Raw genomic sequence first — 13,440 nt, 5'->3', positions numbered from 1 at the left:
GCTACAGGCCGCGGGTGGGTGCCGCCGGTCGCGCGCCGCCCATCCCCGCCACCTCGGCGAGGTACGGGTTGGTGGCGCGCTCACGGCCGATGGTGGTCTCGGGGCCGTGGCCGGGCAGTACGACGGTGTCGTCGGCCAGCGGAAGGATCTTGTCCCGCAGGCTGGTGAGCATCGTCGGCATGCTGCCGCCCGGCAGGTCGGTGCGGCCGATCGAGCCGGCGAAGAGCACGTCACCGGAGAGGCAGATCTGCTCCGCCTCCCAGGGCGAGCCCGCGCCGGGCAGCCGGAAGAGCACCGACCCGCCGGTATGGCCGGGCGCGTGGTCGACGGTGATCTCCAGCCCGGCGAGGGCGAGCGTCGTACCGTCGGTCAGCTCGGCCACGTCCTCGGGCTCGGCGTACGGCAGCCGCCCGCCGAAGAGCTGCGTGAGGTCCATCGACAACGCCTTCGTCGGATCCGCCAGCAACTCCCGGTCATCGGGGTGCACGTAGGCGGTGATCCCCCGCGCCCCGCAGACCGGTGCCACCGAGAAGGTGTGGTCGAGGTGGCCGTGGGTCAGCAGCACTGCGGCCGGGTGCAGACGATGCTCGGCGAGCAGCGCGTCGAGCCGGTCGATGACCCCGATGCCGGGGTCGACCACCACGCACTGTTCCCCCGGCCCGGCGGCGACCACGTAGCAGTTGGTGCCGAAGGCGTCCGCGGGAAAGCCGGCCACGAGCACGTCCGCTCCCCTTTCCGTCGAGGCATCCTCACCGGGCAGCCTACCGGCGTCACGCCGCGGACCGCCCGACCCACCGGCACCGGGTGAGGCACTGACGAATCCCGATGAAGATGGGCACCGACCTCGTACACCACTTTCCCAGTCGGTACCCGTACACTCTGGCGGGCGTGTGGCGTGGCGCACCTGCCGCCCGACAGGTACACGACCACCGGGTCACGACCAGGGTAGAGGAAGGGGAGCACGGGTGGCTTCCAGCAGGGACCGGCAGCGCAAACTGGCGCGGGCCAAGCTCGACCGGCAGATGGCCCGGCGGGCCGCCGCCCTCCGTCGTCGCCGACGGATCCAGGCCGGCGTCGGCTCCGTCCTGATCCTCGCGCTGGTCGTCGCCGGCTCGGCGTGGGCACTCGGCGCGTTCGACAGTGAACCGGTGGAGGACACCGCGACCAACGAGGTCTGCCTCTGGACCCCGCAGAACACCGAGGGCAACAGCAACCTCAAGGATGTCGGCGAGCCCCCCACCACCGGGCTCCCGGTCACCGGCGTCCGGCCGATGTCGATCACCACCAACCAGGGCTCGCCGATCTCCGTGGAGCTGGATCTCGCGAGCGCCCCGTGCGCCGCGGCGAGCATCGCCCACCTGGCCAGCCAGTCGTTCTACGACAACACCAAGTGCCACGAGATCACCGCCGACGGCGCGGTGCGCTGTGGCGACCCCAGCGGCACCGGTATGGGCGGCCCGGCCTACTCGTTCTACGACGAGAACGTGCCCACCGCACCGGAGGCGAGCGCGTCACCGGAGGCCAGCCCGTCGCCGGAGGCGAGTCCGTCACCGGATGAGCCACCGACGTACCCGAAGGGCACGGTCGCGATGATCGCGAACCCGCCGGGCGCCAACGGCAGCCAGTTCCTGATCTTCTTCAAGGACTTCACCACCGCCGAGCCGAAGTTCCCGATCATCGGCCGGGTCACCGAGGGCCTCGACGTCGTCGAGAAGATCGGTGCCCTGCCGACCGTGGACAATGGGGCCGGGGAGAAGGTCAAGCCGGAGGACGACGACGTGGTCATCCAGAGCCTGACCGTCGGCGAACCAGTGCTGGACCCGGCGTCGACCGCCGATCCGGCTCCCTCGGGCACGCCGAGTCCGGAAGCCTCCGGCGCGCCCGAGGCCAGCGCCAGCGCCGGCTGACCACCGGATGGCCGGGCCCACCCCACCACAGCGGCAACCACATACAGTCCAGGAGGATCGAGGCGTGACGTCCACCAGAGAGCGGCAGCGCGCGGCGGCCCGCGCCCGGCTCGAGAAGGAGATGGCCGAGCGGGCCGCTCGGGCCCGTAAGCGCCGCCAGACGCAGGCGGTCGTCGGGGTCGGCGTGGCCCTGCTGCTGGTGGTCGCCGGCACGGCCTGGCTGGCCAGCAACATGCTCGGCGACGACAGCGGCAGCGACAACACGGCCCAGGGCGCGAACTCAGTGCAGTGCGACTGGGTGGAGCTGGCCGGGGCCGAACGGACCCCGCAGGTCAAGGACGTCGGGCTGCCGCCGACCGAGCAGAGCAAGGTCGGCGTCCAGACCATGACGATCACCACGAACCTCGGCCCGATCACCGCCCGGATTGACAGGTCCGCGGTGCCGTGCACGGCGGGCAGCTTCACGCACCTGGCCGAGAAGGACTTCTTCGACAACACCAAGTGCCACCGGCTGGTGACCGAGGGCATCAAGGTGCTCCAGTGCGGCGATCCGAGCGCCACCGGCGAGGGTTGGCGCGAGACCGACGGCACCGGCGGCCCGAGCTACCGGATGGCCGAGGAGAACCTGCCGACCGACAAGCGGCCGCCGTACCCGGAGGGCGTCATCGCGATGGCCAACTCCGGCCAGGCGTCCAGCAGCGGCAGCCAGTTCTTCATCGTGTACGGCGACTCGCCGCTGGACCCGAACTACACGGTCCTCGGCACCATCACCGGCGGCATGGACATCGTCAAGCAGGTCGCGGAGGCCGGCGACGACGCCGCGTTCGCCCAGCAGGCCGGCGGCGGCCACCCGAAAAAGGAGGTCATCATCACCGACCTCACCATGACCGAGGCCTAACCCCCGCACCACCCGAAGCGCCCGCCGACCACCCCGGCGGGCGCTTCCCCTTCCCCCTCCCCCCTCCTCCCCCCTCCCCCCTGAAGCCGTCGATCATGAGGTTATTGCCCGCGACACGCCGGTGCCGCGACAACAACCTCATGATCAACCCGGACAGGGGGGTGGGAGGGGGGGACAGGGGGAGCAGGGGGGTGGGGTTAGGCGCCGGAGGTTACGCGGTAGGCGTCGAAGACGCCGTCGACCTTGCGGACGGCGGCGAGGAGGTGGCCCAGGTGTTTGGGGTCGGCCATCTCGAAGCTGAACCGGCTGACCGCCACCCGGTCGCGGGTGGTGGTGACGGTGGCGGAGAGGATGTTGACCCGCTCCTCGGAGAGCACCCGGGTGACGTCCGCGAGCAGCTTGTGCCGGTCGAGCGCCTCCACCTGGATCGCCACCAGGAACGTCGAGGCGGAGGTGAGCTTCCAGTTCACCTCGACCACCCGCTCGCCCTGGGCGCGCAGGTCCTCCGCGTTGGCGCAGTCGTCACGGTGCACGCTCACCCCGCCGGAGCGGGTGACGAAACCGAAGACCGAGTCCGGCGGGACCGGAGTGCAGCAGCGGGCCAGCTTGATCCACACATCGCTGACGCCACGGACGACCACACCCGGGTCGTGGCTGGAGGAGCGGCTGCGCGGCGGCCGGGTGGCCACGGCGGTCTCGGCGATGTCCTCCGCCGCGCCCTCCTCACCGCCGTAGGAAGCCATCAGCTTCTGCACCACCGACTGGGCGGAGACCTGACTGTCGCCGACCGCGGCGTACAGCGACGCCACGTCGGGCAGATGCAGATCCCGGGCGATCGCCATCAGGTTGTCGGAGGTGAGCATCCGCTGCAACGGCATGCCCTGCTTCCGCATCGCCTTGACGATCGCGTCCTTGCCCTCCTCGATCGCCTCCTCGCGGCGCTCCTTGTTGAAGTACTGCCGGATCTTCGTCCGCGCCCGGGGGCTCTTCACGAAGCCGAGCCAGTCCTGCGTCGGGCCGGCCGTGTCGGACTTCGAGGTGAAGATCTCGATCACGTCACCGTTGGACAGCGTCGACTCCAACGGCACCAGCTTGCCGTTGACCCGCGCCCCGATGCACTTGTGCCCCACCTCGGTGTGCACCGCGTACGCGAAGTCCACCGGCGTCGACCCCGTCGGCAACGGGATCACGTCGCCCTTCGGGGTGAAGACATACACCTCCTGGCTGGACAGGTCGAAGCGCAGCGCGTCCAGGAACTCGCTCGGGTCCGCCGCCTCCCGCTGCCAGTCCAGCAGTTGCCGCAGCCAGGTCATCTCGTCGATGTGCGCCGGCGGGCCGACGATCTGGGTGCCCTTGTGCTCCTTGTACTTCCAGTGCGCCGCGATACCGAACTCCGCCGTGCGGTGCATCGCGTACGTGCGGATCTGCATCTCCACCGGCTTGCCGGTCGGCCCGATCACCGTGGTGTGCAGCGACTGGTACATGTTGAACTTCGGCATCGCGATGTAGTCCTTGAACCGGCCCGGCACCGGCTGCCAGTTGGCGTGGATCACCCCCAGCGCCGCGTAGCAGTCCCGCACCGTGTCGACCAGAATCCGCACACCCACCAGGTCGTAGATGTCGTTGAAGTCCCGCCCCCGCACGATCATTTTCTGGTAGATCGAGTAGAGGTGCTTCGGCCGCCCGGTCGTCTCCGCCTTGATCTTGGCGGCCTTCAGGTCGGTCTGCACCTTCTGGGTCACCTGGCGCAGCAACGCCTCCCGCTGCGGCTGGTGCTCCCCGATCAGCCGATTGATCTCCTCGAACCGCTTCGGGAACAGGGTGCCGAAGGCCAGATCCTCCAGCTCCCACTTGATGGTGTTCATACCGAGGCGATGCGCGAGCGGGGCGAGGATCTCCAGCGTCTCCTTCGCCTTCTGCTCCTGCTTCGGTCGGGGCAGGAAGGTCAGGGTACGCATGTTGTGCAGCCGGTCGGCCAGCTTGATCACCAGGACGCGCGGGTCCTTGGCCATGGCGACGACCATCTTGCGGATGGTCTCCGCCTTGGCGGCATCACCGAGCTTGACCTTGTCGAGCTTGGTGACGCCGTCGACCAGCAGGGCGACCTCGCCACCGAAGTCGGCACGCATCTGGTCGAGGGAGTACTCCGTGTCCTCGATGGTGTCGTGCAGCAGCGCGGCGACCAGGGTGGTGGTGTCCATGCCCAGGTTCGCCAGGATGGTCGCCACCGCGAGCGGGTGGGTGATGTAGGGGTCGCCGGACTTGCGGTACTGGCCGGAGTGCCAACGCGCCGCCGTGTCGAAGGCCCGCTGCAACAACCGCGCGTCAGCCTTGGGGTGATTTTCCCGATGCGACGCGATCAGCGGCTCCAGCACCTCGCTGACCTGCGACGACTGCCATGGCGCGTTGAACCGGGCGAGCCGTGCCCGGACCCGCCGCCCGGTGGGCGCGTGAGACAGGGCGAATCCACCGGCCGCCGAGGAATCACCAGTATCGCCGGCACCGACGGCCGGAGGAAGGCTCTCACCGGTCGGCTGCGCCGTGCCGGACCCGCCACCCGACGCCGGTGCGGCGCCGTTACGGCCGGTCAACGAGCCCTCCGCGTCACCTGTCGGATGCACCGTGCCCTCCACCGGAGGGACGACCTCGTGGGACACCGGCCTCCTCACCGCTCGCCGGGACGAACCGACCGTGCGTCGGCCGGTCTGGTCTGACGCCGCACAGGCGGGTCACCGCCCGGTCAGCAATGGGCAATGCTACCCCCACCGGGGGTGCCGTGCCGCTCCGCCGGACGGACCGTGCCGGGCCCGTCCGGAGCCACCATCGACTCAAACGGTCAACAGGGCATGCACGGGACGCGGAGCCAGTCGGTCACGCCCGCCGAGGAACGACAACTCCAGCAACACAGTGAAGCCTGTCACCGTGCCACCCGCCTGCTCCACCAGGTCCAGCGTCGCCGCCGCCGTGCCACCGGTGGCGAGCACGTCGTCGACCACCAGCACCCGGTGACCCGCCGTGAAGGCGTCCTGGTGCACCTCGAGGGTGGCCTCGCCGTACTCCAGTTCGTAGGAGGCGGCGTAGGCCGGCCGGGGCAACTTGCCGGCCTTACGCACCGGCACCACCCCGACTCCCGTGGCGTACGCGATCGCGGCGGCGACCACGAACCCCCGCGCCTCGATGCCGACCACGGTGTCGAAGGACTCCCGCCCGTGGTACGCGACGATCCCGTCGATCACGTCCCGGAAGACGTCACCGTCGGCGAACAACGGCATCAGGTCCTTGAACATGACGCCGGGCTTGGGGAAATCGGGCACGTCGAGCACCCGGCTGGCGACCAGCCGGGCCACCTCCGGCCCGCTGTCTCCGCGTACCCCGATGCTGTGGGTCTCCGTCACGGCAGTTCCGCTTCCCTTCCACACGACGGCGGCGTCCCGCACACTGCTCGCACAGCATGCAGGACGCCGCCGATACCTGTTCCTACCAGGTGGTCCCCGGCGTCCTCAGCGTCGCTTTCCGCCGCCCGGACGGTTGCCGCCAGGACGCCCGCCCCGGGCGCCGCCGGAACGCTTACCCGCCGGTCGTGCGCCCACCTTGGGCGCGGCGGCACCGGCGAGGGCGCCGGCCTCCGCAGTGACCGGTTCCTCCGCACGCTCGGCCGGGCTGGGGGTGTCAGCCGCCTTGGCCGGAGTCTCACCCCGGCCAACCGTGGCCCGCCGGGCCTGCACCCGCTTGTTGTGCGCCATGAACCGCGGGTCGCGGTTCTTCAGCACCACCAGCAGCGGGGTGGCCAGCGTGATCGAGGTGATGAAGGCCATCGCCATACCGACGAAGAGCACCAAACCGAGGTCCTTCAGGGTGCCCGCGCCGAGCAGGCCGGCACCGATGAACAGGATGCCACCGACCGGGAGCAGCGCGACGACCGAGGTGTTGATCGACCGCATCAGGCTCTGGTTGACCGCCAGGTTGGCGGCCTCACCGTACGTCTGGTTGTTGTTCGCGGTGATCCCTCGGGTGTTCTCCTGCACCTTGTCGAAGACCACCACCACGTCATACAGGGCGAAGCCCAGGATGGTGAGGAATCCGATGATCGTCGACGGGGTCACCTCGAACCCGACGATCGAGTAGAGGCCGGCGGTGAGGAACAGGTTCATCACCAGCGAGAAGACGGCCGCCGCGGCCATCTGCCACTCGAAGCGCAGCACCAGGTATACGGTCACCAGCGCAAGGAAGATCACCAGACCGAGCAGTGCCCGGTTGGTCACCTGGCTGCCCCAGGCCTCGCTGACCCGGTTGCTCGCGATCTCCGCCGGGTCGACGTTGAACACCCGCCCCAACTCGAGCCGGACCGCCTCGGCCTGCTCGGAGTCGAGCTCGGTGGTGCGCAGCTCGTAGAACTCGCCACCGCCCCCGCCGACCTGCTGGGTGGTGACCACCTTGCCGCCCTCGACGGTGCTGGCCATCACCTCGCCCGCGCGCTGCTCCACCTGCTCCAGGGTGCCGACGCTGGTCGGGACCTGGAACGAGTTGCCGCCGGCGAACTCGATACCGAGGCTGAAGCCGCGGAAGATGACGCTGCCGAGCGCGACCGCCACCAGCACGGCGGCGATGGTGAACCACACCTTGCGTCGGCCGACGATGTTGAGGCCGGCCTCACCTCGGTAGAGGCGGGCTGCCAGACCAGTCTCAGCCATCTCAGGCCTCCTTGACACGCTGGTTGCGGGGCTGAGCCTGCTCCGACGGGCGGGCGGGAAGAGCCCGGCCCAGGCCGCTGACCCGTGGGGACAGGAACGCCTTGGTTCGGGCGAACATCGTCATGATGGGATGCCGGAAGAGGAAGACCACGAGCAGGTCGAGCACCGTCGCCAGGCCCAGGGCGAAGGCGAAGCCCTTCACCGTGCCGACCGAGACGACGTAGAGCACCACGGCCGACATGATCGTGATCGCGTTGGCGGAGATGATCGTGCGGCGGGCCCGGATCCAGGCCCGGGGTACCGCGCTGCGCGGGCTGCGCCCCTCCCGGATCTCGTCCTTGAGTCGTTCGAAGTAGATGACGAACGAGTCCGCCGCCACACCGAGCGAGACGATGATGCCGGCGATGCCGGCGAGGGTGAGCGTGAAGCCGATCTGCCGGCCGAGCACCACCAGGGCGCCGAAGAGCAGCAGCGCCGACAGGATCAGGCTCAGGAAGATCACCGAGCCCAGCAGTCGGTAGTAGAAGAACGAGTAGATGATGACCAGCAGCATGCCGATACCGGCCGCGAGCAGACCGGCCCGCAGGTGGCTGGCGCCCAGGGTGGCGGTGACGTTCTGCTGCTCCTGCGCCTCGAAGGTGACCGGCAGGGCACCGTAGCTCAGGTAACCGGCCAGCTCGCTGGCCTCAGCGTTGTTGAAGTTACCGGTGATCTGGGAGTTGCCGGTGAGCACACCCTGGATCTGCGGCGACGAGATGATCTCGTTGTCCAGCACCACGGCGACCCGGCACTTGCCCTCGTCGCCGAGCGCGGAGGCGTCACAGGCCTGGCCCTCGTTGTTGAACGCCTCGCGGGTCAGCGCGGTCCAGTTCTGCTGGCCGGAGCTGGTGAAGTTCAGGCTGACCACCCACTGGCTGGTCTGGTCACGCACCGCGTTGGCGTCGGAGACGTCGGTGCCGAGCACCTTGGCCACGTCCAACAGGTTCTTGGCGTAGCCACCCTCGCAGGCGACGACCTGCTGGTCCGGGTCGGAGATGGACGCCGGAGGCCGGTCGTCGAGCTGAACACAGCTGATCGTCGGCACGTTGAACTGCATCAGCGCCGGCAGCACCGCGACCTCGCGCCCGCTCAGCTCACCGAACGGCTTGAGCTTCTCGGCCAGCGACGGGTCGGCGCTCAGGTCGGCCGGCGCCTGCAAACCGCTCGCGGCGGCCCACGCCTCCGCACCGACCTTCTGCTCGACGGCGCGGCGCTGCTCCTCGACGCTCTGCGTCACCTCTTCGCTCGCCGTGGCCGACGGGGTGGGCGACGGGCTCTCCGAGGGCGTCGGCGTCGGGGCGCCACCGCCCTGACCACCGGCGCTGGCTGACGGGGACGAACTGGCCTCGGCATCGGGCGTGGGGCTCGCGGTGCCTGATGGCGTGGCCTGCGGGCTCGCGGTGCCCGACGGGGTCGCCTCGGGGCTCTCGGTCGGCGCCGGTGACGGGATCGACCCGCTGCCATCGACGATCTTCAGCACTTTGCGGAACCGCAGCTCGGCCGCGTTCCCGACCTCGTTGAGCTCGCGGTTCTCGCCGGGCAGGGAGACGACGATGTTGCGGTCGCCCTCGGTGACCACCTCGGCCTCGGCCACGCCGTACGCGTTGACCCGGCTCTCGATGATCTGGCGGGCGCGCTCCAGGTTGTCGGCCGTCGGAGCCCGGCCGTCCAGGGTGTTGGTGGCCTCCAGCGTCAGCCGGGTGCCACCGACCAGGTCAAGACCGAGGCGGGGTTCGAGCCGATCTTTCCAGCTACCGCTGGCACCGCCCGAGAAAAACACCAAAAGATAAAGGACGACGAAGATGGCCCCGAGTACGGCCAACTGCCGTCCCGGGCGCATCTGTCCCTGAGGTGGTGCCACGGCTGTCCTGTCTCCCTGTGGTCACGCCGCCGCGGGCGCGGCGGCGGGTCGGCCGGAATCCCCGGGCCGACGGCCTGCCTCCCGACGGTGCCCGGGCTGGTGCCGCCGCCTCGGGTGGTCGGCGCGGGCGCGTAGACCGGGTACGAGCCGGCGGCCTGCTATCCAATTATCTCAATGCGCAGTTCGAGGATGACACCCACCCGGGGACGCGGGCGGATGCCCCGTCCGAGCTGCCGGTGGGCCGGCGACCCGGACGGGACTCGACGTCAGTCCTTGACCGAGTCGGTTTCCTCGGGGGTCGCCTCGACCGGCCGCTCCGCCGGGGTGACCACCCGGGCGATCGCCGGCCGGGCGTAGCGGGTCTGCACTCCGGGAGCGACCTCCAGCAGGACGCTGTCGTCCTCGACACCGGTGACCGTGCCGTAGAGCCCGCCGATGGTGACCACCTCGTCGCCCGCGGAGAGGTTGGCCTGCATCGATTCGGCCTCGCGGCGGCGCTTCTGCTGCGGACGGATCATCATGAAGTACATGACGCCGAAGAGCAGAGCGATCATGAGGATCGGCGTGAAGCCTCCCGCTCCGCCGCCATCTGCTGCGTATTGCACGGTTGTCGACCTTCCCATTGGCCGCCGGGCCGGCGCGTTGGCACCGGAGCGGAGGCGGATTTGCACGTCCTGTACAGACCGCGGCGAGTCTAGTCGCTCTGTCTGGGAACGCCGAATGCCACACAGATCACGAACAGATCACGGCTCACCGATGTCCACCGAGAACAGATCGGGTGCAGGAGTAGCTTCTGCCGCAAATGTACCATTCGGTGGCGTACGACCCAGATGGCGCCAGGCCGCCTCGGTGGCCACCCGCCCCCGGGGCGTACGCGCCAGCAGCCCGGCCCGGACCAGGAAGGGCTCGCAGACCTCCTCGACCGTGTCCGGCTGCTCCCCGACCGCCACGGCCAGCGTCGACAGGCCGACCGGACCACCCTTGAAGGAATCCACAAGTGCGGTCAGCACCGCCCGGTCGAGCCGGTCCAGGCCGAGGGCGTCCACGTCGTACACGGTCAGCGCGGCCTGGGCGGTCTCGATGGTGACCACACCGTCGGCGCGTACCTCGGCGAAGTCCCGCACCCGGCGCAGCAGCCGGTTGGCGATCCGTGGCGTGCCCCGGGACCGACCGGCGATCTCCGCCGCTCCCTCCTCGGTGATCGGCACCCCGAGGATCCGCGCCGAGCGGTGCAGCAGCGTCTCCAGGTCGGCCGGTGCGTAGAAGTCCAGGTGTGCCACGAAGCCGAACCGGTCCCGCATCGGACCGGTGAGCAGACCCGATCTGGTGGTCGCGCCGACCAGCGTGAACGGCTCCACGTCGAGCGGAATGGCGGTGGCGCCCGGCCCCTTGCCGACCACCACGTCGACCCGGAAGTCCTCCATCGCGCTGTAGAGCAACTCCTCCGCCGGCTTGGCGATCCGGTGGATCTCGTCGATGAAGAGCACGTCCCCCTCGGCCAGGCTGGTCAGGATCGCCGCCAGGTCCCCGGAGCGTTCGATCGCCGGCCCGCTGGTCACCCGGATGCCGGCGCCCAACTCGGCGGCCACGATGTTGGCCAGGCTGGTCTTCCCCAGGCCCGGTGGGCCCGAGAGCAGGATGTGGTCGGGCGGCGAGCCGCGCCGCATGGCGCCCTGGAGCAGCAGGTCGAGCTGATCGCGGACCCGATCCTGCGCGATGAACTCGGCGAGGCGCTTCGGCCGGACACTGGCCTCCGCGTCCCGTTCCGCGTCGTCGACGTACGCCGAGACCAGTCCGCCGTCGGGGCCGGTCACGGGATGTCCTTCAGTCGCGACTGCGGGGCTCGCAGACCCGGCTCACTCCTCGCGCTCCTCGGGATGTCCTTCAGTCGCGACTGCGGGGCTCGCAGACCCGGCTCACTCCTCGCGCTCATCGGGTACGACCCAGCAGCCGGATGGCCTGCTTCAACAGCACCGGCACCGGCGGGGTGGGACCGTCGATGGTCTCGGCCACGGCGGTGACGGCCTGGTCGGCCTGCCCGGCCGTCCAGCCGAGCCCGATCAACGCCTGGCGGACCTGTTCGGGCCAGCCGCCACCGGTCACCCCAGCCGCGCCGTCGACACCCACCGGGACCGGGCCGATCCGGTCGCGCAACTCCAGTACCAGCCGTTCGGCGCCCTTCTTGCCGATGCCGGGGACCCGGGTCAGCGCCCCCGTGTCGGCGTTGGCGATGGCCTTGCGTACCGCGTCCGGGGTGTGCACGGCGAGCACCGCCTGGGCCAGGCGCGGGCCGACCCCGCTGGCGGTCTGCAACAGCTCGAACAGCGCCTTGGCGTCGTCGTCGGCGAAACCGTAGAGGGTGAGCGAGTCCTCCCGGACGACCAGGCTGGTGGCCAGCCGGGCCGGCTGACCGACCCGCAGGTCGGCGAGGGTGCCGGGGGCGCACTGCACGGCCAGGCCGACCCCGCCGACCTCGATCACCGCGTGGTCTGGTCCGGCGGCGGTCACCACGCCTCGCACACTGGCGATCATCTCGCTCCTCCTCGTCTGGCCCGGTCCGCCGCGGCGGCCAGCTTCGACCGGGTGCCGCCGCGCCACACGTGGCAGATGGCCAACGCGAGGGCATCCGCGGCGTCCGCCGGCCGGGGCGGCTCCGACAACCGCAGCAGCCGGGTGACCATCGCGGTCATCTGGGCCTTGTCCGCCTGGCCGGACCCGGTCACCGCCGCCTTCACCTCGCTCGGGGTGTACGTCTGCACCGGCAACCCGGCGCGCGCCCCGGCCAGCACGGCGATCCCGCTGGCCTGGGCGGTGCCCATCACCGTACGCACATTGTGCTGGCTGAACACCCGCTCCACCGCCACGCTGTCCGGCCGGTGCTCGGCGACCAGGTCGGTCAGCGAGCGGTCCAGGTGCAGCAGGCGGGTGGGCAACTCGTCGGCCGGGTCGGTGTGGACGACGTAGTAGGCGATCAGCGTGCAGGGCCGTCCGGGCACCCCCTCCACCACGCCGACTCCACACCGGGTCAACCCCGGGTCGACGCCGAGCACCCGCACGCCGCCTCCCTCCAGCCGCCGGGGCAGTACGTGTGTTCGACACCCTACCGATGCCGCCGCCACGCCGCGCTACGGGACACGCCCGACGTGGCAGGCGGGACAGCAGTGTAGGGGCCGACCACAGTGTGCGATCGGAGTATGTGTCACAACCCCATGTGCGCCCGACCACACAGCTCGTAACTTCATGCGCCATGACGGCAGAACCCATGGCGGTCCCCCACGTCGTGAACGTCGACCTGACCGGTCGTACCGCCCTCGTGACGGGTGGGGGCGGCGGCATCGGCCGGGCCTGTGCCCTGCGGCTGGCCGCGGCCGGCGCCACGGTCGTGGTGGTCGACCGCAACGTCGAGGCGGCCAAGCTGGTGGCCGCCGAGGCCGGCGGCCGGGCCGAGGGGGTCGATCTCGCCGACCCGGCGACGGTGGACGCGCTCGACCCCGACGTCGACATCGTCGTCAACAACGCCGGCCTGCAACACGTGGCGCCTCTCCAGGAGTTCCCGGTCGAGCGCTTCGAGTACATCCAGCGGGTGATGGTGGAGGCGCCGTTCCTGCTGATCCGGCGGGCGCTGCCGCACATGTACGCGCGCGGCTGGGGTCGGATCGTGAACATCTCCTCGGTGCACGGGTTGCGTGCCTCGCCGTACAAGGCGGCCTACGTCTCGGCGAAGCACGCGTTGGAGGGGCTGTCGAAGGTGGTCGCGCTGGAAGGTGCGGCGCACGGGGTGACGGCCAACTGCATCAACCCGGCGTACGTGCGGACCGCGCTGGTGGAGAGCCAGATCGCCGACCAGTCGGCCGCCCACGGCATCCCCGAGTCCGAGGTGATCGAGAAGGTCATGCTGGCCCGTGCGGCGATCAAGCGGCTGATCGAACCCGAGGAGGTGGCGGAGTTGCTGGCCTACCTCTGCTCACCCCCGGCGGGGTTCCTCACCGGTGCCTCGATCGCCCTCGACGGGGGCTGGACGGCGAATTAGCGGCAGCCACCAGC

Annotated in this window: 12 protein-coding genes; 3 read left to right on the top strand and 9 right to left on the bottom strand. The window is 70.3% G+C overall.

All coding sequences use genetic code 11. From position 1 onward, the window contains the following. Position 1: 1 nt before the first annotated feature. Positions 2–721 carry an MBL fold metallo-hydrolase gene (locus Vlu01_RS16545; protein ID WP_204000181.1) on the bottom strand — a complete coding sequence of 240 codons (720 nt, stop codon included), beginning with the start codon at positions 719–721 and terminating at the stop codon, positions 2–4. Positions 722–965: 244 nt separating this feature from the next. Here Vlu01_RS16545 and Vlu01_RS16540 point away from each other — a divergent pair, with 244 nt between their 5' ends. Both Vlu01_RS16540 and Vlu01_RS16535 read left to right on the top strand, forming a co-directional pair. Continuing rightward, positions 966–1,907: a peptidylprolyl isomerase gene (locus tag Vlu01_RS16540; protein ID WP_204000179.1), complete on the top strand. Its 942-nt coding sequence runs from the start codon at positions 966–968 to the stop codon at positions 1,905–1,907. Between the two features lie 64 nt (positions 1,908–1,971). Then, positions 1,972–2,805, top strand: coding sequence for a peptidylprolyl isomerase (locus Vlu01_RS16535; RefSeq protein ID WP_204000177.1), 834 nt, complete (start codon positions 1,972–1,974; stop codon positions 2,803–2,805). Between the two features lie 197 nt (positions 2,806–3,002). Here Vlu01_RS16535 and Vlu01_RS16530 read toward each other — a convergent pair whose 3' ends face one another. From Vlu01_RS16530 to ruvC, 8 genes are all read right to left on the bottom strand, one after another. Continuing rightward, positions 3,003–5,438, bottom strand: coding sequence for a RelA/SpoT family protein (locus tag Vlu01_RS16530; protein ID WP_204000422.1), 2,436 nt, complete (start codon positions 5,436–5,438; stop codon positions 3,003–3,005). 195 nt (positions 5,439–5,633) lie between these two features. Beyond that, positions 5,634–6,200, bottom strand: a complete 567-nt coding sequence (locus tag Vlu01_RS16525; protein WP_204000175.1) for an adenine phosphoribosyltransferase — start codon at positions 6,198–6,200, stop codon at positions 5,634–5,636. Between the two features lie 105 nt (positions 6,201–6,305). Continuing rightward, the gene (gene secF, locus Vlu01_RS16520; RefSeq protein ID WP_204000173.1) at positions 6,306–7,496 is read right to left on the bottom strand and encodes a protein translocase subunit SecF; all 1,191 of its coding nucleotides are present in this window, start codon (positions 7,494–7,496) and stop codon (positions 6,306–6,308) included. A gap of 1 nt (position 7,497) precedes the next feature. After that, on the bottom strand, positions 7,498–9,396 hold the full coding sequence (gene secD / locus Vlu01_RS16515; protein WP_204000169.1) for a protein translocase subunit SecD: 1,899 nt from the start codon (positions 9,394–9,396) through the stop codon (positions 7,498–7,500). 266 nt (positions 9,397–9,662) lie between these two features. Further along, positions 9,663–10,001: a preprotein translocase subunit YajC gene (gene yajC, locus Vlu01_RS16510; protein WP_204000166.1), complete on the bottom strand. Its 339-nt coding sequence runs from the start codon at positions 9,999–10,001 to the stop codon at positions 9,663–9,665. A 138-nt stretch (positions 10,002–10,139) separates the two neighbouring features. Continuing rightward, entirely contained in the window at positions 10,140–11,210 is a 1,071-nt protein-coding gene (gene ruvB / locus Vlu01_RS16505; RefSeq protein ID WP_204000163.1) for a Holliday junction branch migration DNA helicase RuvB, read from the bottom strand. Positions 11,211–11,325: 115 nt separating this feature from the next. Continuing rightward, positions 11,326–11,928 (bottom strand): Holliday junction branch migration protein RuvA, encoded by a 603-nt coding sequence (gene ruvA, locus Vlu01_RS16500; protein ID WP_204000160.1) that lies wholly within the window; start codon positions 11,926–11,928, stop codon positions 11,326–11,328. Then, positions 11,925–12,452 carry a crossover junction endodeoxyribonuclease RuvC gene (gene ruvC / locus Vlu01_RS16495; RefSeq protein ID WP_204000156.1) on the bottom strand — a complete coding sequence of 176 codons (528 nt, stop codon included), beginning with the start codon at positions 12,450–12,452 and terminating at the stop codon, positions 11,925–11,927. The genes ruvA and ruvC overlap by 4 nt, the downstream gene beginning before the upstream one ends. 191 nt (positions 12,453–12,643) lie before the next feature. Between ruvC and Vlu01_RS16490 the strand changes: the two genes are divergently transcribed. Further along, positions 12,644–13,426 carry a 3-hydroxybutyrate dehydrogenase gene (locus Vlu01_RS16490; RefSeq protein WP_204000153.1) on the top strand — a complete coding sequence of 261 codons (783 nt, stop codon included), beginning with the start codon at positions 12,644–12,646 and terminating at the stop codon, positions 13,424–13,426. Positions 13,427–13,440 lie beyond the last annotated feature (14 nt).

It is taken from the genome of Micromonospora lutea, assembly GCF_016863535.1.
In the GTDB taxonomy this organism is placed as follows: domain Bacteria; phylum Actinomycetota; class Actinomycetes; order Mycobacteriales; family Micromonosporaceae; genus Micromonospora; species Micromonospora lutea.
This window is presented reverse-complemented; position numbering and strand designations above follow the sequence as displayed.

Coding starts and splice junctions, on each gene's coding strand:
- ruvA (WP_204000160.1), bottom strand. CDS start 11,928: ATGATCGCCAGTGTGCGAGGCGTGGTGACCGCCGCCGGACCAGACCAC.
- Vlu01_RS16490 (WP_204000153.1), top strand. CDS start 12,644: ATGACGGCAGAACCCATGGCGGTCCCCCACGTCGTGAACGTCGACCTG.
- secF (WP_204000173.1), bottom strand. CDS start 7,496: ATGGCTGAGACTGGTCTGGCAGCCCGCCTCTACCGAGGTGAGGCCGGC.